At 36.8% G+C, this 20,312-nt stretch carries 16 protein-coding genes; 11 read left to right on the forward strand and 5 right to left on the reverse strand.

The features are described 5' to 3' along the window. The first annotated feature begins 37 nt into the window (after positions 1-37). Both NSQ59_RS04685 and NSQ59_RS04690 read left to right on the forward strand, forming a co-directional pair. On the forward strand, positions 38-1,096 hold the full coding sequence (locus NSQ59_RS04685) for a processed acidic surface protein (protein ID WP_340829692.1): 1,059 nt from the start codon (positions 38-40) through the stop codon (positions 1,094-1,096). 1 nt (position 1,097) lies between these two features. Next, a complete protein-coding gene (locus NSQ59_RS04690) occupies positions 1,098-1,736 on the forward strand; it encodes a class D sortase (protein ID WP_340829694.1) in 639 nt (212 codons plus the stop codon). 164 nt (positions 1,737-1,900) lie between these two features. Here the strand turns inward: NSQ59_RS04690 and NSQ59_RS04695 are convergent, their stop codons facing one another. The 4 genes from NSQ59_RS04695 to NSQ59_RS04710 all read right to left on the reverse strand — a co-directional run bounded on the left by NSQ59_RS04695 (position 1,901) and on the right by NSQ59_RS04710 (position 5,863). Further along, positions 1,901-3,376, reverse strand: a complete 1,476-nt coding sequence (locus NSQ59_RS04695) for a sodium:solute symporter family protein (protein ID WP_340829696.1) — start codon at positions 3,374-3,376, stop codon at positions 1,901-1,903. Continuing rightward, positions 3,373-3,573, reverse strand: coding sequence for a DUF3311 domain-containing protein (locus NSQ59_RS04700; RefSeq protein ID WP_126649443.1), 201 nt, complete (start codon positions 3,571-3,573; stop codon positions 3,373-3,375). Before NSQ59_RS04700 ends, NSQ59_RS04695 begins: the two co-directional genes overlap by 4 nt. Positions 3,574-3,590: 17 nt before the next feature. Continuing rightward, complete coding sequence (locus tag NSQ59_RS04705; RefSeq protein ID WP_340829698.1) at positions 3,591-4,772, reverse strand: amidohydrolase; 1,182 nt, start codon at positions 4,770-4,772, stop codon at positions 3,591-3,593. A gap of 320 nt (positions 4,773-5,092) precedes the next feature. Continuing rightward, the gene (locus NSQ59_RS04710; RefSeq protein ID WP_340829700.1) at positions 5,093-5,863 is read right to left on the reverse strand and encodes a hypothetical protein; all 771 of its coding nucleotides are present in this window, start codon (positions 5,861-5,863) and stop codon (positions 5,093-5,095) included. A gap of 262 nt (positions 5,864-6,125) precedes the next feature. On the opposite strand from NSQ59_RS04710, the gene NSQ59_RS04715 reads away from it, so the two are divergent. The 7 genes from NSQ59_RS04715 (at position 6,126) to NSQ59_RS04745 (ending at position 15,977) form a co-directional block, all read left to right on the forward strand. After that, positions 6,126-6,548: a hypothetical protein gene (locus NSQ59_RS04715; protein ID WP_340829702.1), complete on the forward strand. Its 423-nt coding sequence runs from the start codon at positions 6,126-6,128 to the stop codon at positions 6,546-6,548. Positions 6,549-7,228: 680 nt separating this feature from the next. Next, complete coding sequence (locus NSQ59_RS04720; protein ID WP_340829704.1) at positions 7,229-8,485, forward strand: dicarboxylate/amino acid:cation symporter; 1,257 nt, start codon at positions 7,229-7,231, stop codon at positions 8,483-8,485. A gap of 104 nt (positions 8,486-8,589) precedes the next feature. Then, on the forward strand, positions 8,590-9,213 hold the full coding sequence (locus NSQ59_RS04725) for a fumarylacetoacetate hydrolase family protein (RefSeq protein ID WP_340829706.1): 624 nt from the start codon (positions 8,590-8,592) through the stop codon (positions 9,211-9,213). 384 nt (positions 9,214-9,597) lie between these two features. Continuing rightward, positions 9,598-11,658, forward strand: a complete 2,061-nt coding sequence (locus tag NSQ59_RS04730; protein WP_340829708.1) for a hydantoinase/oxoprolinase family protein — start codon at positions 9,598-9,600, stop codon at positions 11,656-11,658. After that, positions 11,645-13,393 carry a hydantoinase B/oxoprolinase family protein gene (locus tag NSQ59_RS04735; RefSeq protein WP_055738394.1) on the forward strand — a complete coding sequence of 583 codons (1,749 nt, stop codon included), beginning with the start codon at positions 11,645-11,647 and terminating at the stop codon, positions 13,391-13,393. Before NSQ59_RS04730 ends, NSQ59_RS04735 begins: the two co-directional genes overlap by 14 nt. 161 nt (positions 13,394-13,554) lie before the next feature. Next, positions 13,555-14,319, forward strand: a complete 765-nt coding sequence (locus NSQ59_RS04740) for an IclR family transcriptional regulator (protein WP_055738395.1) — start codon at positions 13,555-13,557, stop codon at positions 14,317-14,319. A gap of 35 nt (positions 14,320-14,354) precedes the next feature. Continuing rightward, the gene (locus NSQ59_RS04745; protein ID WP_445669199.1) at positions 14,355-15,977 is read left to right on the forward strand and encodes an OPT/YSL family transporter; all 1,623 of its coding nucleotides are present in this window, start codon (positions 14,355-14,357) and stop codon (positions 15,975-15,977) included. 209 nt (positions 15,978-16,186) lie between these two features. Here the strand turns inward: NSQ59_RS04745 and NSQ59_RS04750 are convergent, their stop codons facing one another. Next, on the reverse strand, positions 16,187-17,194 hold the full coding sequence (locus NSQ59_RS04750) for an LCP family protein (protein ID WP_340829712.1): 1,008 nt from the start codon (positions 17,192-17,194) through the stop codon (positions 16,187-16,189). A gap of 424 nt (positions 17,195-17,618) precedes the next feature. Here NSQ59_RS04750 and NSQ59_RS04755 point away from each other — a divergent pair, with 424 nt between their 5' ends. Then, on the forward strand, positions 17,619-19,427 hold the full coding sequence (locus NSQ59_RS04755; RefSeq protein ID WP_340829714.1) for a polysaccharide deacetylase family protein: 1,809 nt from the start codon (positions 17,619-17,621) through the stop codon (positions 19,425-19,427). Positions 19,428-19,983: 556 nt separating this feature from the next. Further along, entirely contained in the window at positions 19,984-20,175 is a 192-nt protein-coding gene (locus NSQ59_RS27885) for a Ger(x)C family spore germination C-terminal domain-containing protein (protein WP_445669233.1), read from the forward strand. Positions 20,176-20,312: the final 137 nt, after the last annotated feature.

The raw sequence follows: 20,312 nt of genomic DNA on the forward strand, positions 1-20,312 counted from the left end.
GTTATGCAAAATTATATAAATGAGGGGAAACGTTAAAATGGGGAAAATGTTGAAAGTTTTATTTGTTATCGTATTAATGTTAGCGGTTGCGCCAAACATTTCGTTTGCTGCACAGTCTGCCAGTTTTGATACGGATTTGGATGCTTACTTGAAGGAAATCAGTGCAACACGTGGCATGCCTGTTACAAAGGAAGATATAGAGAGATCCCTTAGTAACTATGATGAAGAAATAGCAGATTTTGACACCATGGATGGAGAAGATGGGTTGAAATCATTTTTAGGTGATGTCATAAAAGCCGATTATAGTAATCTAACAGATATTTTAAAAGAAAACGATATAACGTTAGATGAATTAAAAGCTCTATTGAAAGAAAATGGAGAAGACCTCAATGATTATGTGTTCGTTGATGATCTTGATGAAGCAGTGTACTTTTATTTAAATCCTGATGACGGTTCGGATTCCGGAATCGATGAAGATATGATTAAGGAACTTTTACCAATATTCCAGGATGAATTTGGCTTAACAGATCAAGAGATTACAAATTTAAAAAATCATTTTATGAAAATAAGTGACAAGCTATCCACACCAGAGGCTGTTAGTAAGTTGGAAAATCTTGCGCAAAGAATGGAAGCATTTAGTCAATTTACTACCATTAATGAATTAACAGCAAAAGATGTTCAAGAAGTTTTATCCATATATGATGAGTTATTCTCCATGTTAGAATTAAAGGTCGATTTTTCTCTTGTAAAGGGAAATAAGGAAACACCTCTATCATTATTAGATTTATTGAAAATGGAGAACCTTGTAAACGCAAAACTAAAGGCAAATATTTATGATTTAGACGGCAATCTACTGGCGGATCTTATTATTACGGGTGACATGGTCGATTCAGGAACCGTGAAACAAATCGGAAAAAATATTGATACCGCTGCAAAGAAAGTAGAAAAAGTAGCAGTACAGAAGCCTGTTGTAAAAACAGTAAAAGGCGGTCAGCTGCCAAATACTGCTGGAAACTATGTTCTGAATGTACTTATCGGTCTTATTATTGTGTTAGCAGGTCTATTTGGAATCCGTTATTATCGAAAGGCTGCTTAAAATGAAAAAGAGAAAAACAAAAATAGTTCTTTTTGTTTCCATCCTTTTAATCATTCTAGGTGTTGCTTTTTCAACATCGAATCTTTTTACATTTGTTAGAGGTTATGCTTTATATAAGATGAACAAGGCTTACGCAGCTCCGTCTAAAAAAGTTGAAACGAGCGGTAAGAAATTGCATCAAACAACACAAGTACTATATCCTGAACGACCAAAGCAAGGCGAAAATTTCGGAGAGTTATATATCCCAAAACTAGATGCGACTCTGCCCATTTTCGAGGGTGCAGATGAAAATGAACTAGCGAAGGGAGTCGGACATTATGCCGGCAGCGTACTCCCAGGGGAAAAAGATAACTCCGTACTTGCCGGTCACCGGGATACCGTATTCAGAAAGTTAGGCGAGGTAGGCAAGGGAGATTTGCTCATTGTCCGGACAGCAGCCGGTAAATTCACCTACAAAGTGAATAAAGTGAGAATAGTAGACCAGAATGACCGGACCGTCATCGTCCCAAGACCAACTGCAACCTTAACAGTAACAACCTGCTATCCTTTTAACTTTATTGGCCAAGCACCAAAACGATATATTTTAGTCGCGTATTTGCTTTCTAAGGATACGGGGACAGGATCTTCGTCCCAGAATTAAGAGTGAATAACGGGAAAAAATGGAAAGGAATGGATTAGAAACTGGGTCCATTCCTTTTTGCTTTTTAATTGCTTTTGTTCGGTTGGCTCTTAATGATTACATTTGGTATCAGGCATCTATCGTCCCCATTGATAAAGCATTGGGTGCCTGGCACCACCAAAATACTATTCTAAATGTACGGTTGACTGCTTGGATACGGTCACGGAACGAGTCAGGATGCTTACAATTACTAAGAAGAAGAGATTGATAATCAAAGCTACAATCCCGACATTTAGATCTTTAATGACTTGTGGTAAGAATGGAAGCAAAGTTCCCACGGATTTATTCGCTATAGTTACATAGGCTACCGTTGCGACACCAGTTGCCATTCCAGCAAATGCACCGTATTTCGTAACAAAATTATTTTTCATTAGACTAAAGAGTAATGCTGGAAAGAGCTGGGTAACTAGGCTGTATCCCATTAACAGTAAGGCCACTATCGTTTCCCCTCCGTTAATCGTATAATACACGGTTACTAAGGCAACCACGGGTACCATGTATTTTGCTATTTTTTCAATTTGCTTCTCGGTAGCTGTCGGTTTTATTACCTTAAAGATATTCTTTGATAAAAGGGTAGCCGATGACATAAGAATCAATGAACCTGGAACTAATGCCGTTAAAACTCCGGCAGCCCCGATAATTCCAATAATCCATGGATCAAAGGTCGCAATGGAGATTTTTAATAGGGCAAGGTCGGTATCGCTTCCTGTTAGTCCTGGAACCTGTAATATCGCGGCGAATCCCACAAAAAAGACAAAAAGTAAAACTAAGGAATACAAAGGCATAATGATTGCATTTCTGCGAAAGGTGTTCGCATTTTTTGCCGTATAGGTGGAGCCAAACGTATGTGGCCACATATAAAAACCAAAAGCGGTCAGTAACACGGTTGAAATAAACCAAGATGGGCTTTGTCCTGTAGCAGGCAATGCTAGGAAATTGGCATCCTTGGCATGGATCGCTTCAAACATAGACCCGAGTCCACCGTAATAATGAATAGGTAAATAAATTCCCAGAAACACGACGACAACAAGTATTAATATATCTTTCACCACGGCTGTCCAAGCTGATCCGTGAATCCCTGAGACCATAACATAGATTGTAACGGCTATGGCACCAATCCAGATGGCTAATGTAGGGGAAATACTCCCATAAGAAGCCTGAGAAACAATGAGCCCAAGGCCCTTTAATTGCGTGATAAAATAAGGGACCATTCCGACTACACCAATTAATGAAACGAAAACGCCTAAGTAGGGACTGTTATATTTTTGTACGAAAAAGTCGGATTGAGAAATGAGATCATGTTTCTTTGCATATTTCCAAATTCTTGGCAAAAGGAAATAGGACATAATATAGGCTACTGCACTATAGGAAATGATGTAATAGGTTGGTCCACCTTTTCCATATGCCCAGCCACTTCCTCCTAAAAAGGTAAATGTGGTATAAATTTCACCTGCCATTAATAAGAAGACAAAAATGGTACCGAATCCTCGTCCACCAACAGACCATTGCTCTAGGTCCATGTCTTTTCCCTTTTTCGCTTGGATTCCTAATAGAATAGCGAGGACCAGAACAATAAAGATAATGATTAAGGCAATATTCATAGTAATTCATCCTCCTTACGTTTGGGGTCGAATTTGAACACGATCCACATAATAGGGGAGGAGAGGACAGTACACATTACTAACCAAAATAATAAAAACGGCATTCCGAGAACGATGGGGGTTACCCGATTAAAGAAAATCGCTCCGACAAAAATTCCAATGATAGGCACAAGCGCCAAGAGTTTTACTGCATTCATGAGATCCCTCCTGTCTATTACTGAGAAAGAAAGTTAAATACTGCATGCACAAATAGATTTATCCCTTTTTCAATGGAGCGTTCATCAATCATAAATTGTTCATGATGATGTGGATAGATGATTCCCTGTTCTTTATTTCCGGCACCTATATAAAAGAAACAGCCTTTTGCTGCTTGCTGATATGCGGAGAAATCTTCGCCCACCATGGTTGGATCCATTCGCACTACATCCTCTTTTCCATACACTTCAATCGCGGTGTCTTCCATTACTTTTGTGATTTCCTCATGATTAATAACGGCACGATACCCGAATTCATAACGAAACGCATAATCCGCGTCATGGGCACTTGTTATCCCTTTTACAATTCTCTCCATATGCTTTGGAATTTCTTTGCGGACTTCTGGATCGAAGCTTCGTACAGTCCCCATGATTTCAACAGATCCCGGGATCACATTATGGGTTGTTCCACCAACAAACTTCGCCACAGAAATCACAACAGGCTTTAAAGGATCAATATTTCTTGAAACAATATGTTGCAGATTTGTCACAACCTGACTGGCAATCGCAATACTGTCCACGGTATCCTGTGGCATTGCAGCGTGTCCGCCTTTGCCATTTACAAAAATTTGAAAGGTGTCAGGAGCTGCCATCATCGGTCCATACACGATGCCGATTTTCCCGATTTCAAGTGGAGACCATAAATGCGTTCCAATTACGACATCTACCCCATTCATCACCCCATGTTGGACAAGTTCCTCTGCACCTCCGGGATAAAGTTCTTCCGCGTGTTGAAAGATAAAACGTATTTCTCCAGCGATATCATCCTTACATTGTGATAAGATTTTGGCTGCCCCCAAGAGAATAGCTGTATGACCGTCATGTCCACAAGCATGCATAACACCAGGCGTTTGGGAGGAGTAAGGCACCCCGCTATTTTCTTCGATTGGCAGTGCATCCATATCGGCCCGAATGGCGATGGTTTTCCCAGGTAAGGAGCCTTTTAACACCCCTAACACACTTGTCTTGGTCGGTCGAGTAACATCAATGCCCCCAAATGCCTTTAAGGTTTCATAAACAAACTTAGCTGTGTTTACTTCGTGAAAGGACAGTTCCGGATGGGCATGTAAATAACGCCTCCATTCGATAGCCTCTTGATATACTTCTTTCAAACTTATGTGTTGCAAATCTGCCTTAACCATTATGCAAGATCTCCTTCTAAGCGATTTGATAAATTTTATACTATTTTGAATTTGTATAAAATTTATTTTTTTATAATAGACCTAAATTTTTCTAGAATCAAGTATTTTTTGGTATCAGGTGCCAGGAACCACCCTGATTCGGGCGTGAACCCCACTACTTTAAACCGTAAAAGTTTTTTGGATATATAGGTCTGGTCACAGTGACGTCCTAAAAAATCTTGTGTCAAAGGAATGATGCACAATTTTTGAGCGATTGACTGGATAGACATTATACATTACAAAACACTTTGTGGTACTAGGTGCTTATCTATTAAATGAAATCACCAAAACCCCATCTCAAATAATTCTTCAAAATAAAGTTCTTCTAATTTTTTATTTAATATTCCATAAAAATAAGCGATTGGATTTCTGACACCATTTTTCGTTAATTTCATTTTGCGTATTAACTGCTTTAACGCGGAGATAGAATATTCAAGGACTTTATCATATTCTTTTTCACGATTATTTCGATAGGCAGCAATCATGGTCATTCTCCAATACTCTTCAATTGTTTTTGCATCTGAGAAAAAGTATTTGGCAAATTGCACAAATGATTGTGGTACAGAATCATTTGTAAAGGTGTAATCTAATTCGCTTTCTTTACGTTTTTTTAAATTATTAATAGTTTTTGAAGGATTATTAGTTTTATTAGGGTGGTCCAATTTTTCCTCTTTGGGTGGTTCATGGTTAGGAAAAAAATTAAAAACGTATAGATTGCTGGATTGAGAACCATTTTTTCTTTCTGTTTTGTAGATTGTGATGATTCCTAATTGAGCTGCCTTAGCGGTCATCCGCTTAAAAGTAGAACGGGATATCCCATTCCCATCAAATTCATCATGAATGGCTTTAAGTAATGTTCCAATTTTTGCATTGCAAACTCCAGGGATTCTTGCTGAAAAACGAACAAGTCGTTTCAAAGCGACGATTTCCCCTTTTGTGAATTCTTTCTTACATGATGAAAGCCACATTCCTATATGACTATTAAATTCCTGTAGAGAATGGAACTGTGAATACTGTTCGAAACGATCAATACTGCCTGATTTTAAATTCATACTTTTGCACCAGCCTTTCACTTCTTATATAGGGATTAAAAAGTGAAAAGGACACCCTGAATAAAAAAAATAGATCAGGGGGACAGTCCCTCTGATTCGAGAAATTTTTGACGCATTAAAGTGCGTGGATAAATAGAGTCTATAAATGGTATTGCCATAAAAATGTCCTGATTTTTTTGAAAAGCATAGTGCCCTTTTTCTTCCTAAAACTCTATATAAACATAGGAAGGCTATTTATATGAAGAAAGGTTGTGGAGGAAGAATGGAAAAATATAGAATGGTGCGTTCTGATTTTTGGAAGAATCCAATTGTGTTAAAGGAGATGACCCCGGAGGATAAGTATTTTTACCTTTATCTGCTTACGAATTCGCGTACTACTCACATTGGAATCTATCCAATTACGAAGAAAGAAATGGCATTTGATTTGGGAGTTTCGTTGGAAAGTGTTCATTTGTTAATGGAGCGATTCGAGGAACATTATCAGTTGATTCGTTACAATTCTAAAACAAGGGAAATCGCGATTAAAAGCTGGGGGATAGAGATCCTGCAAAAGTGCGGAAAAACGCTCATGGATTGTATTTGTTCTGAATTAAAAGAGGTCGAGGATCACACGCTTATACCATATGTTTTGGAATCTATACATATGGAAGAGATACGCCGTTTATATGAAGATTTTTTAAACTAAATATACGAATGCAAAGAGGAAGGACTAGGGGGACGATCCCTCTGGTATTCATCTGGTTTGGAAACTATACTATAAATATTCATTACTAATATTATTGCATTTCGTAATGGTTTCGTAGGATATCATTCTTCATACACCATCAAAAATATCGAAAAGCCATAGTAAAGGGACTATCCAGAGAAATGGATAGTCCTTTTGAAATTCCTCTACTAAAAATGATTAATCATTTTTTCTTATAACTTAATAGTATTTTCCTATTTCACTAAGGCTTTCTGAAATGATAGAATAGTTTTATTATTATAATATAATTACGAAGTGGATATAACATTTAAGCGGCTCTTGCTAATTAGTTCTCTGTATTACAGTAAGCAGAAGCCTAAATAAATGTTTAGGTAAATTTATTTCTGAATATTCAAACCGCAAAAGAAACAGCAGAATAAGTTTTTGCTTTTTCCATTTCATCTAAAATAATTTCGATATACCAATTTCATTTCAAAAATAGCAAAGGATTATCTTCTAATATTGTGAGTTAATCTTTTGTGCTTCTTGGTTTTGAAAACGTTATCATAGCAAATATCTAGATTTTGAATAAACTCAATTATATTTGCTTTTTCTAACTTAACCTGAATCCACTCTCGTTTTCCATTACTTTTTTAATTTAACGTTTGGGAGGAAAATCTATGAAAAAGTTTTTTGCATTTCAAGTTTTAATTGGATTATTTATTGGTGCTATAATTGGGCACTTTTTTCCTAAGTTTGGAATGGGTCTAAGGCCAATAGGCGATATGTTTATCCATCTTATTAAAATGATCGTTGTACCAATTGTCTTTACAACGATTGTTATTGGATCCTCAGGAAGCAAGGGAAACATAAAAAAAATGGGAACATTAGGCCTTAAAACGATTATTTGGTTTGAATTTATTACTACTTTAGTTCTAGGTATTGGACTAATACTTGTTAATCTTTTAAAGCCTGGTCATGGTCTTGACCTTTCACACCTTGTTAAGCAAGATATTCATGCATTAAATGGTAGTGTTTCTACCGTTGTAGATTTTAAATCAATGATTGTGAATATTATTCCTTCCAACATTGTTGATGCAATGGGAAAGAGTGATTTATTAGCCGTTATTTTCTTTGCAATATTATTTGGCGCTGCTGCCAGTGCAATTGGTAAAGCTTCAGAACCCGCACTTAAATTTATAGATTCAGTTGCCAAAATTATGTTTAGACTTACACAAATGGTTATGGTAACGGCACCAATCGGTGTACTTGCACTGATGGCAGCTTCGGTTGGTCAATATGGCATAGGTCTATTAATCCCAATGGCTAAGTTGATAGGCGTTGTATATCTGGGACTTGCTATCGTTATTTTCGGTTTATTCCCACTGATTTCCTGGTTCTTAAAAATACCTTATTTTAAAGTTTTTCGGATGGTATGGGATTTATTTTTAATTGCCTTTTCAACAACCAGTACAGAAACAATTCTACCTCAGTTAATGGACCGAATGGAGAAATTCGGTTGTTCCAAACGGGTTGTTTCCTTTGTCATTCCGACTGGATTATCTTTGAATTGTGATGGCTCCACATTATACTTGTCGGTTTGCTCCATTTTTATAGCGCAGGCATTCGGAGTGCCAATGACCTTTAGCCAACAATTAATTGTAATGGCGGTCTTAATTGCTACATCTAAAGGAATTGCTGCGGTTCCATCAGGTTCTTTAGTGGTCCTTTTGGCTACTGCCTCAGCTGTAGGCCTACCTGCGGAGGGTGTTGCCATTATTGCAGGTATTGACCGTGTATTAGATATGGCTCGAACTGCATGTAATACTCCTGGACATTGTTTAGCAAGTATCGTAGTTTCAAAGTGGGAAAAAGAATTTACCCCAAATAAATCCCTTAATGACCAAACAGATCAGCAAGTGTATCACCAAGTATAAGGGAAAAACATGGAGACGTTTCTCGTGTTTCCGAAATTTATGGAAAAAATACTGACAGATTTTTCTCCCTTGAATCATTCATCATGAAGAAAGTAGGTTTGATTATGAATAATATTAAAAATATTTATTGTGTTGGTCGTAACTATGCTGCCCACGCAAAGGAGTTAAATAATGAAATTCCCAAATCGCCTTTTCTATTTTTAAAGCCTACACATGCCCTGATCGAGGCAAGTGGGAATTGGATATCATTACCGGAAAATCAAGGATCAGTCCATTTTGAAACGGAACTAGTAATTAAAGTTGGAAGAAACTATGAAAAAGGAATAAAAGTGGATGATTTGATTGATAGGATGGCAATCGGTCTAGATTTTACATTAAGAGACGTTCAAAGTGAACTTAAGAAGAAAGGACAGCCATGGCTACTGGCAAAAGGATTTCAACATTCAGCTGTCATAAGTAAATTTATCGATTTTCCTGGAATGGAAGAATTGCAAAAAACGGATTTTTCTCTTTTGAAAAATGAAGTAAAAGTACAACAAGGAAATATAAAAGATATGATTTTTGATTTACAGACAATCATCGATTTTACTGCACATCACTTTGGATTAGGAGAGGGAGATATAATATTTACCGGAACGCCAGAGGGTGTTGGACAAGTTGCCGACGGGGACCATTTATCTTTAGTCTGGGGAGATAAGGTTCTTGGGGAATGTTTTATTAAATTATGATTGTTGATTACAGGGGACGGTCCTTTCAAGGGACAATCGGAAGTTTTGCGCGTAAAAAAGGCACAGCTAGTGGTATGTACTAGCTGTGCCTTAGTGTTTTTATGTAATAAATCCACCTGCGCAAAATTTTTGATAACCCTAGAAGAATGAAGTCGCGGCCCCCGTCTTTTGGTTTTGGTTTCTTTTTTTAACTAATAATGAACTTTTTTGCCTTCAAACAAACTTTAGATTAAAACGCTTAAGTAAATGTTCTCATCCAAATTATGTTGACTTTATCCAATCTTGATAATTTTCTATATATTTTATATAATGATATCAAATAGGAACCACTGGTTCTAATATAGATACACTTTAGATTACTTAAATGAAGAAAGGTGATTTCACATGAGAGTTGCCACGGATATTGGAGGAACGTTTACGGATCTTGTCTATGTAGACGAAAATGGAAATTTCGGAATTTCGAAAGCGCATACAACACCCTCTCAATTCGAAAATGGGGTGATAAATGTAATGGAGTCAAGCGGGATAAACCCTGAATCCATTGAGATGTTTATTCATGGATCTACAGTAGTAATCAATGCTCTTACTGAAAGAAAAGGTGCAAAGGTTGGATTAATTACTACAAAAGGAACAAAGGATGTTCTTGAAATTGCTAGGGGAAATCGACCAGATTTATATAATTTTCGGTACCAAAAGCCTGCACCATTTGTAGAACGATATTTACGTTTGGAAGTGGAAGAACGTTTGAATTATAAGGGAGAAATCCTTACCCCACTTAATGAGGAGCAAATTCCGGATATATTATCCTTCTTTAAAAAGGAAAATGTTGAGGCGATTGCTGTTTGCTATTTACATTCTTACAAAAATCCAATTCATGAAAAAAGAACGGTCGATCTTATCCATCAACTATGGCCAGAAATTGCTGTTACAGCTTCCCATGAGATTACAAAGGAATGGAGGGAATATGAACGAACAAATACCACTGTATTAAATTCCTATGTAAAACCAACTGCCACATCCTATATAGATCGTTTAAGCAAACGATTGACTGATAGAAAAGTAAACGGAAATTCATACATTATGCAGTCAAATGGCGGTTCAACCACTTTTGAAGGAGCAAAACAGTCACCCATTCATATGGTTGAATCCGGTCCTGTTGCTGGAATTTATGGTGCTGCAGTTTTAGGTGAAATTTTAGGTGAGGAGAATATCATTGCTTTTGATATTGGTGGAACTACTGCTAAATGTTCGTTGATTAGCAAAGGTGAAGTAAAAGTAACGACAGATTATTATATTGAGAAAACCGATAAAACTTCCGGATATCCAGTAAAGGTACCAGTAGTTGACATTGTGGAAATAGGAAACGGAGGAGGATCCATCGCTTGGATTGATGCCACGGGTTCACTAAAAGTTGGTCCCCAATCGGCTGGATCTGTACCTGGACCCGTTGCATATGGACAGGGAGGATTGGAGCCAACCACTACGGACGCGAACTTAGTTACAGGACGGCTTTCCAAGAAAAACTTTGATTATGAGGTTGATCTTGAAAAGGTTAGAGATGCGATTGACCAAAAGGTAGCTTCCCATTACGATCTTTCCGTTGAAGAAGGGGCACTTGGAATTATTGAAATAGCAAATTCCAATATGCTTAATGCCTTAAAACTCATTTCTGTTAGAAAGGGGTATGATCCTGCAGATTTTTCGATGATTGCTTTTGGAGGAGGCGGTTCCATGCATGCTGCAGCATTGGCCAAGGAGCTAGGGGTCAAAAAGGTCATTGTTCCAGTTGCTTCTTCCGTATTTTCGGCATGGGGAATGTTAATGACAGACTTACGTCATGATTACATTCAAACTTATATAAAAAAATTAAATGATATGGATCTTTCGGAAATCAATAGCACATGGAACGAAATGATGGATCACGCATTTAATCAATTTTTAGATGAGGGAATAGATAAAGGTCAGGTTTTATTTCATTGTTTTGTAGATATGCGTTATGTAGGACAAGAACATACTGTAAAGGTTCCGGTACCTAACAGTGTTTGGACAAGTGATACAGTAGAAGAAATAATATCAAGGTTTCATCATCTCCATGAACAGAACTATACGTTTAAACTTTTAGATGCTTCAACAGAAATAGTAAGCCTTCATTTAACAGGTTTTGGTAAAGTGAAAAAGCCTACAATAAATACATTAATAACCACAGGTAAATTAGTGAACTCCGCACTAAAGGAATGTCGCCCAGTTTACTATAAGGAGGAAGGATGGGTAAATACGGAAGTCTATAATCGAAATGAACTGGAGCCAGGAATGAATATTAATGGACCAGCTATTATTGAGGAAACGTCGGCATCTACTGTTATTTACTCAGGGCAGTCTCTAATAGTTGATTCTTATGGAAATTTAATTATCGATACGGGGGTGAAGCAAGATGGTAACTTCTAATAAAATGAAAGTTAATCCAATTACCTTAGAGGTTATTAAAGATTCCTTAATGTCCATCGGGGATGAAATGTTCCTTGCACTTGCTCGAACTTCCATGAGTCCGATTATTTATGAGGTACTTGATTACGCATGTGGATTAACCGATGCGAAGGGAAGGTTAATAAGTCAGGGGAATGGAGTTACCAGTTTCATCGGAATGTTAAGTCCTATGGTTCAGCATGTAATTGAAAAATATGATAGCGGTAAGGAATTAAAGGATGGAGATATCATTATCATCAATGATCCCTATGTCGGAGGCGGGTCTCATTTATCTGATGTAGGATTAGTAATGCCTATCTTTTCTAATGGAGAACTTGTGGCATTCTCTGCAAATAAAGGTCACTGGACAGAAGTCGGGGGAAAAGATGCTGGGTCCTTTACCAGTGATTCGACTGAAATTTATCAAGAGGGTCTTCAATTACCGGGTGTTAAGTTGTTTGAAGAAGGAAAGGTTAATCAAGCTATTGTGGATATTATTTCTACAAATGTTCGTCTTCCTGATCTATCTTTGGGTGACATGTGGGCCCAAGTAGCTGCATTACGAACTGGTGGAAGAAGATTCATAGAATTATGTAAAAAGCATTCTAAAGAGCTTGTAGCTGCAGCTATTGAAAATCTATTAAATCAAGGGGGGCAATTTGCGAGACAAGAACTTAAAGTACTTCCTAAGGGAACATTTAGCGCACAAGATTATATTGAAGGGGACAGTACAAAAGGCGGGCCGTATCCTATAAACGTGAAAATTACGATTACAGATGATGAATTTATTTGTGATTTTCGTGGAAGTCATCCGCAAGTGACGAACCCAGTAAATTGCTCCTATTTTGGGTTACTTTCGAGTGTACGTGTCATGTACCTAGCCATTATCAGACCGCCGCAAAACATTAATGAAGGTGTATTTTCGCCATTAAAAATTATAACGGATAGGGGATCCATTATTTCAGCCGAACGCCCAGCACCCGTTTCGATGAACTTTGAAGGCCGCATAGGCGGTGCAGACCTTATTTGGAAAGCGCTCGCACCATATTTACCAGATAGATTAACTGCCGGGCATTTATTATCCGTTTGTTCTGTCGTATTATCTGGGAATCATCCTGATTCGAATGCGCCATTTTTAATTGTAGAACCTTCCGTTGGAGGTTGGGGAGCAGGCGAAGGAATGGACGGACAAAGTGGGCAATTTTGTATGGGAGATGGAGAAACTTACAATATTCCAATTGAGGTTGCCGAAACAAAATATGGGATTCTTGTAGAAGAATATAGTCTTCGTTGTGATGGAGCGGGGGCAGGTGAGTTTATCGGTGGATCGGGGGTAGTTCGCTCTTATCAAGCATTAAGCGATGATCAAAAGCTTTCCATAAACTTTGGCCGTCATAAATTTTCTCCGTGGGGAATGAATGGAGGAAAGGATGGATCTACAAACTATGCAAAAATTATTAAGGCAAATGGTCAAACTGTAGGTCCCGTAGGTGTAACGGCTAGATATCCATTAAATAAGGGAGATGTTGTACAACTGGTAACGGCAACTGGAGGAGGGTTTGGAAATCCTTTAAAACGCTCCGTTGAAAAGGTTAAAAATGATGTGAAAAATGGTTATATTTCGGTAGAACAGGCCAATGAAACATTCGGGGTTATGATTGACCCAAAAACTTATGAGGTATTGGGTGAGACGGAAGAAAGAACAAATCTTCATTAAAACTTTAAGTGCAGGGTTTTTGCTTATTTAGTACCCTGCTCTTTATTTCTGAATCATTTTGTGAATTTTTAAAATTTTATTGTGTCCTAAACTTTTGTTGTTGTATAATAGTTTCATAATTATGAAACATTGGTTCTTATTTAGAGACAACGGAGGTTCATATGTCATTAAAAACTTTAGAAAATTCTTTAGAAATCCTTAAATATTTTACTAGAGACAGATCTTCATGGGGAGTCCGTGAGCTTGCCAAGGAAATAGGAATTAGCCATTCTATTGTATACAGGATCTTATCAACATTTGAACAATATGGTTTCTTAATACAAGATCCCATTTCCAAAAGATATAAACTAGGATTTCGCTTTTTGGAATATGGGCAAATGGTTAAAGAGGATATGAAACTTTCGCACTACATTTACCCTGTAATGGAAGCGCTATCCAATGAAGTGGAGGAATCCGTATTTTTAACATGGTTGGATAAATTTGATGGAGTAACGGTGGAAATTGCAGAAAGTTCCCAGCAAATCAAATATGCTGTTTCCTTAGGTACCAGAACACCTCTTTATGTAGGTGCATCCTGTAAGGTAATAATGGCGTATCTTTCTAAAGAACAACAATTAGAAATTATCCATGAAGGGCTTCAGCAATTCACAAACAACACGATTTTGGACGAGGAAAAGCTGCTCTCCAATTTAGAGGAAATTAAAGCAAAGGGATGGTGTTATTCGGTTGGTGAATATTCTGATGCCGTATTTGGCCTAGGTATTCCTCTTTTTAATAGGCAAAATGAGATTATTGCCTCGTTAACCATTGCGGGACCTGAATATCGTATAGAGGATATTCATTTGGATAACATCCTAAAACCACTACAAGATGCAGGGGCAAAAATACAAAACTATCTTTATAACTTTAGCGGTAGATATGTTTAGTAATTTAAAAGGTTGATTTATAGAGGAGGATGGTTATGAGGAACACGGACATGGAACAAAGAAAACATCCAACGGTTTTTGATCCAATCGTTATCATCACGATTGTGGTCACATCTGTGATAGGGGCAATCATCGGTGTGCAGTTAATCACATCACTAGGGATTTCAGCCAATACCTCCATTATAGGTGCCATTTTTGCTATGATCATAGCGCGAATTCCTATTAAAACATTCCTTAAGTTTAAATCCATACACAGGCAAAATCTAGTTCAAACGGGAATTTCCTCCGCAACATTTGGGGCAGCAAGCAGTTTGCTTTTGCCTATTGGAATTCCATATGTTTTAGGGATGAAGGAACTAGTGTTACCTTTATTTATTGGGGTAATCTTAGCAATGTTTGCAGATGCTCTCTTACTTTATAAATTTTATGATTCAAAAGTTTTCCCTGCGAGAGAAGCATGGCCACCGGGAATCGCCACAGCCGAATCTATTAAGGCTGGTGACCAAGGTGGAAAACGGGCAAAATTATTAGGTGTTGGTATCGTAATTGGTCTTATAGGATCTGTATTGAAAATACCAATGTCTGCATTTGGGGTTGCCTTCATCGGTAACATTTGGGCTCTTACGATGTTTGGTATAGGGTTATTATTAAGGGGATATTCCATCCCATTGTTTGGAATCGATCTTGATACACATTACGTTCCTCACGGATTTATGATTGGTGCAGGAGTCGTAGCTTTGGTACAAGTTGGATTTCTTATATTACGTAAAAACAAAACTGAAAAACCTGTTAATGGCAGCAATGCAGAAATAGCAGCAACAATAGAGGAACCTATCTATACGAGAAACGAAAAAGATATTGGACAAGCGTTTGGCTTTGGGTTTATAGCTTATCTTCTTATTGCCATATTATTGGCGCTGACTGGTGGTCTTTTAACCCATATGTCTACTGGAATGTTAATAGGATTTTTAGTTTTTGCAGCTTTTGCAGCGCTGGCCCATGAGATGATTGTTGGGATTTCGGCGATGCATGCAGGATGGTTTCCTGCCTTTGCTGTAGCCCTAATTACCCTTATCATAGGAATACTTATAGGTTTTCCTGCTCCTGCTCTTGCCATCTTAGTTGGGTTTAGTGCTTCCACGGGTGTGGCATTCGCAGATATGGGATATGACTTAAAAACTGGCTACATGCTACGGGATAATGGGAAAGATATTGATTTTGAGAAAAAAGGAAGACGACAACAACTTTATGCTGGACTTATAGGATTTGCTGTTTCTGCTATCGTTGTATTTTTAACTTATCATGGCTACTTTTCAAAAGGATTAATTCCTCCAGTTGATAAAGTCTATGCAGCAACCATTAAATCTGGGGTATCTAGTAATATTGCTACTCAATTATTAATATGGGCAATACCTGGTGCACTATTGCAACTTATTGGTGGGTCCAAAAGACAAATGGGGATATTATTTGCTACTGGATTATTAATTGTCAATCCTATTGCCGGTTGGGCTGTATTAGCGGGTATTCTGATTAGAATTATTGTCTTAAAGTGGAAAGGTAAAGAGGCAGAAACACCAATGACCATTATGGCGGCAGGTTTCATTGCTGGTGACGCTTTATATAGTTTCTTTACTTCTATCTTTAAAATGGGAAAATAAATAATTTTAAGGAAGCCATACTATTTTTTGTATGGCTTTTAGTTGTGCTACTGGCAGTCGTACCTTGTGGAGTAAATCTGCATTGAATGTGCACAGGTAATCTACTTTAAATAGATTGAGATAGCGGGGACACTGTATGACCAGGACAAACTAATTAATTAGCTATAAAACAAATAACCCCACCTATTTAGAAGGTGGGTAAATTTACTCTAATTTATAAAATACTTATTCGCAATATCCTTAACTTCCTGCGGATCTAATACAATCTCTGAATCATTTGCCTTTAAAACATCATTATACATAGTCTTGCCTTCTCCATGTAGTTGATGATATTGAATAGAGTTTAAGTCAATATCCTTCACAGCTAATCCTAAGCTTGCCATATCGGACTTGGTCATATTTGTTGCAAGTAGGAAGTCTGAAATGGAATTTGCGAGTGACGGTAAGTTCGTAATATTACTTGGGCTCAAAGCTGATTTTGCAATACCTTTTAATGCAGCTTCTTGTAATTGTTGTCTGCCATATTCTCCATTTTTTAAGGAGTAGCGTTCATGAACTAGTTCGGTTACCATTTTTCCATCCATCGTATGAGTTCCGGCAGTAATGGTTTTACCTTTGTTTTCTTTATACCATGGATGCGTTAGTTTTACGTCAAATGGTACGTCAACATTAACATTTCCAACCGCATCCACCATGCCTTGTAGTCCCCAGTAATTGGTTTCAACATAGTAATTAATCGGAATCCCAGTTAATTCACTAATTGCTTTAACTGCAGCTTCTACACCTGCTTGTTTTCCTTTAGTTGATTGCGTAATATATTGAACACTTGTTAGTTTCGTATATCCATAGCCATCCATATGTACTCTCGTATCACGTGGAATACTAAGAGCGTGGTATTCATTCTTTTTTAAATCCAGATGAACAATCATCATAGAATCAGAATGACCAGCACTATCTCCTTTTCGCTCGTCCGAACCAAGTAATAATATATTAAACGCGGAATTGCTTAATTTACTGTCAACCTTTTGGTTACTAGCATCCTTAGTAGCATCACCAGAAGCAACCACAGGAACCTTCTTAAAGTGGTTCGCAGGCTGTAATTGATAATACTCATAACCACCGACCGCTAAAAGAATGACAATAATCGCCAAAATACTAAATCCAAAAATTTTCAGTTTCTTTTTCTTCGTTCCTTTTTTCTTATCTGATCTTTCCATTAGACCCTCCATTGCCTCAACGGCACGCATAATAAAATAGACCTATTCTATTTTAGGCATACGATTATTTTACTATCAAAATAGTAAGTTTTCAAATGCCCTTTTTGTGGAAGTTTGTTTTTTTGTAGCCAGTCCTTTAATCATGATGGGCAATGATTGAGGAAAGCTCTGTGGGCTTTTCTTTTTTGATTGAATCTGAATCGAGTAAGGACTGGTGCCACTCACCACCCGAAATAAATCTGTACATACACTTCAAACCATTTACCGTTCATGTCTGCCACCTGAGAAAATCTTTACATACAAGTAAATAAAACACTATTCCTCATCAAAATGGTAATTTAATAGTTAAAATATACCATCCTAAATGATATAATAATTAATATATAATTTTTAAAATTAATTACACATCTGAGGTGGAAAAATAATGTTAAGATCTAAAAAACTATTAACTGTTCTAGTTGTAATATTCACTTTCTCATTTTTTCTTCAGTCAATTGTAACAGCCAGTGACAATGAAGGAATTGATAAGAACATACATGGTTATGCGTTAGTTGAGCCTGTAAATGTTTATGCCAGCACTTCGAGAGAGGCACCTATTCTAAAAAGCTATGATTATAACCATCCTCTTGTTTATCAACCGTATTCAAGCGACTGGTATATTGTTGAAGTAATTGTTAATGGAAATAGGTATAAAGGCTATATAAATAAGGATGATGTCGGAAATATTAGTGAGGCACAAAGCGTCAAAGGAATAACATTAAATAATACAAATGTTTACAGTTCTACAAGTATCGATTCCCCCGTCTTAAATAATTATGAAAAGGGAAGCATCATCGAATATCGAAGCTACGATACTGATTGGTATATGGTTACAGTAAATGATAACGATAAAGAATATACGGGATATATTCCAACAAATAATGTTGAAACCATTACGAATAAACCTATTGAAGGTGAAATCGGGGTTATCGAGTCTACTAAGGTGTACTCAAATCCATCCTTAGATGCAAATATAATCAAAAGCTATCAGGCTGGGCAACTTTTGAGTTATCGAACATTTACCAAGAATTGGTACGAAGTAAAAGTCTATATAAATGGGGAGGCACAAACTGGATATATATTTAAAAACGATGTAAATAAAGTTCTAGAAGGATATGCCGCTAAAAACCCAACAATAGTGTATAGTGACACTTCAGAGAACTCAAATATATTAAAAGTTTACAAGAAAGGAAAATTACTTGCATATCGGCCATATAACTCAAATTGGTTGATGGCAACGGTTATTGTAAATGGGACGAACCAAACCGGATATATTCCTACTAGCGATGTGAGTACATACGCTCCAAGTATACAGTCTACTGCCCTAAAAAGCCCAACATATGTATATAGTAAAACTTCTAGAAAGTCATTAGTATTGAAGAGTTATAAAAAAGGGGACATTCTGAATCTAACGCATTATGATGATAATTGGTATCAAGCTACAGTTAATGTCAATGGAAAGAAAGAAACTGGCTATATAGATGTAAATGATGTTATGGTAATTCCTGTTACAAAGGATCCTGGATATAATATTCCCATTTTAATGTATCACCAAATCGGGGATAATCCTCATCCTAATGAATATGGTAGGTATGTTACAGAACAAAATTTCAAGGAACAAATGGAATATTTAAAAGCAGCAGGATATACACCCATTAATTTCGATGAAATCGAAAACATAAAAAATATTCAAAAACCAATTATCATTACCTTTGATGATGGATTTGAAGATAATATTGTTGCATACGATATTTTAAAAGATTTAAGAGACGAAACGTATAATCCAAAAGCAACATTTTTCATCATAGGCTCAAGAATGGATGAAAATAATTATCTTTCATTAGAACAAATAAAAGAAATAAGCAGTTCTGGAATTATCTCCATTCAAGCACATACCATGACACATCCGTTTTTTAATGATGGCGAGAACGCTGGTAACATTGATTTAGTAAAAGAGATTAAAGAAATCAAATTGTTACTGGAAGACATTACCGGGAAGAAAGTTTCTGCAATTGCTTATCCATATGGCAGTTATAACAACACAGTTATGAACGAAGTAAAAAAATATTATGACTTTGCTGTCACAACGAAACCAGGAATTGCAAATACAAATAATAATCACTATGAATTACAAAGAGTGAGAGTAAGCTTTTCCACTACATTAGAGGAATTTAAAAAGCTAATTGATAAATAAAGTGTTGCAAGGGACGAGGGGACAGGAACCTCGTCCCATGGCCTGAACTCGGGGATATAAAGTTCCAAAAATCCCCGATTAAAAGGAGGCATAACTTTGACAAAATCCCAAAAAACTTGTGCGATATTAGGTTTTATTTTTTTATTCTTGCACTTAGCCTATGTAGGCGGATATTCCCAAAACGCCTTTTTTAAATCCTATACTCTGGTTATCGGCCTATTTTTTTTAATAATAGATCTAATCATCTTCATTTTTATGTACATAAAAAAATTTAGGTAAGATTGGTGACTGTCACCAATCGAAATGTGTCGAATGACATGAAGGAAGCTCTGTGGAGAGAAATCTCTGCGGGGTTTTTCTTTTTTATTGAATCTGAATCGAGTAGAAAAATAAGTCTATAATATTCATTTGAAGAAGAGATGCAGTTCAGCCGAAAAGTGATGCAGTTCGAATTGAAATCGATGCAGTTGCATGTAAAAGTGATGCAGTTCGAACAAAAATCAATGCAGTTGACTGAAACAGTGGTGCACTAGACTCCTGAATTACGAACCGTCAGATAAAAGACAAGCTTGAGAAGCTTGTCAAAGATCGATTTTATTATGTATTGAAGCAATCTCAAGAAAATAAAGCAGATGTCTTTGGGTTTGGGCAATATTTTCGTCATCAGATTCCCTATGATCAACTAAAAAACAGAAGTGAGAATTATTTTCCTCATTTAAAGGTGTATTTTCGGGTTAAGGAGTGTTAACTTTTAACCCAGCTTCAGATGATATTTTTGCTTCACCATATATTTATAAGGGTGCATTAAAAATGATGTATACAATGGGTATGGTGTTTTGATATTTTTAGATTCAGGAAATATTGAAAAAGGAATTTGGGAGAATG

It is taken from the genome of Margalitia sp. FSL K6-0131, from assembly GCF_038008735.1.
Classification (GTDB): domain Bacteria; phylum Bacillota; class Bacilli; order Bacillales; family Bacillaceae_C; genus Margalitia; species Margalitia shackletonii.

What these genes read in the sequence shown, in the direction of transcription:
- NSQ59_RS04685 (WP_340829692.1), top strand. Translation starts at nt 38, where the DNA reads ATGGGGAAAATGTTGAAAGTTTTATTTGTTATCGTATTAATGTTAGCG.
- NSQ59_RS04690 (WP_340829694.1), top strand. Translation starts at nt 1,098, where the DNA reads ATGAAAAAGAGAAAAACAAAAATAGTTCTTTTTGTTTCCATCCTTTTA.
- NSQ59_RS04695 (WP_340829696.1), bottom strand. Translation starts at nt 3,376, where the DNA reads ATGAATATTGCCTTAATCATTATCTTTATTGTTCTGGTCCTCGCTATT.
- NSQ59_RS04700 (WP_126649443.1), bottom strand. Translation starts at nt 3,573, where the DNA reads ATGAATGCAGTAAAACTCTTGGCGCTTGTGCCTATCATTGGAATTTTT.
- NSQ59_RS04705 (WP_340829698.1), bottom strand. Translation starts at nt 4,772, where the DNA reads ATGGTTAAGGCAGATTTGCAACACATAAGTTTGAAAGAAGTATATCAA.
- NSQ59_RS04710 (WP_340829700.1), bottom strand. Translation starts at nt 5,863, where the DNA reads ATGAATTTAAAATCAGGCAGTATTGATCGTTTCGAACAGTATTCACAG.
- NSQ59_RS04715 (WP_340829702.1), top strand. Translation starts at nt 6,126, where the DNA reads ATGGAAAAATATAGAATGGTGCGTTCTGATTTTTGGAAGAATCCAATT.
- NSQ59_RS04720 (WP_340829704.1), top strand. Translation starts at nt 7,229, where the DNA reads ATGAAAAAGTTTTTTGCATTTCAAGTTTTAATTGGATTATTTATTGGT.
- NSQ59_RS04725 (WP_340829706.1), top strand. Translation starts at nt 8,590, where the DNA reads ATGAATAATATTAAAAATATTTATTGTGTTGGTCGTAACTATGCTGCC.
- NSQ59_RS04730 (WP_340829708.1), top strand. Translation starts at nt 9,598, where the DNA reads ATGAGAGTTGCCACGGATATTGGAGGAACGTTTACGGATCTTGTCTAT.
- NSQ59_RS04735 (WP_055738394.1), top strand. Translation starts at nt 11,645, where the DNA reads ATGGTAACTTCTAATAAAATGAAAGTTAATCCAATTACCTTAGAGGTT.
- NSQ59_RS04740 (WP_055738395.1), top strand. Translation starts at nt 13,555, where the DNA reads ATGTCATTAAAAACTTTAGAAAATTCTTTAGAAATCCTTAAATATTTT.
- NSQ59_RS04745 (WP_445669199.1), top strand. Translation starts at nt 14,355, where the DNA reads ATGAGGAACACGGACATGGAACAAAGAAAACATCCAACGGTTTTTGAT.
- NSQ59_RS04750 (WP_340829712.1), bottom strand. Translation starts at nt 17,194, where the DNA reads ATGGAAAGATCAGATAAGAAAAAAGGAACGAAGAAAAAGAAACTGAAA.
- NSQ59_RS04755 (WP_340829714.1), top strand. Translation starts at nt 17,619, where the DNA reads ATGTTAAGATCTAAAAAACTATTAACTGTTCTAGTTGTAATATTCACT.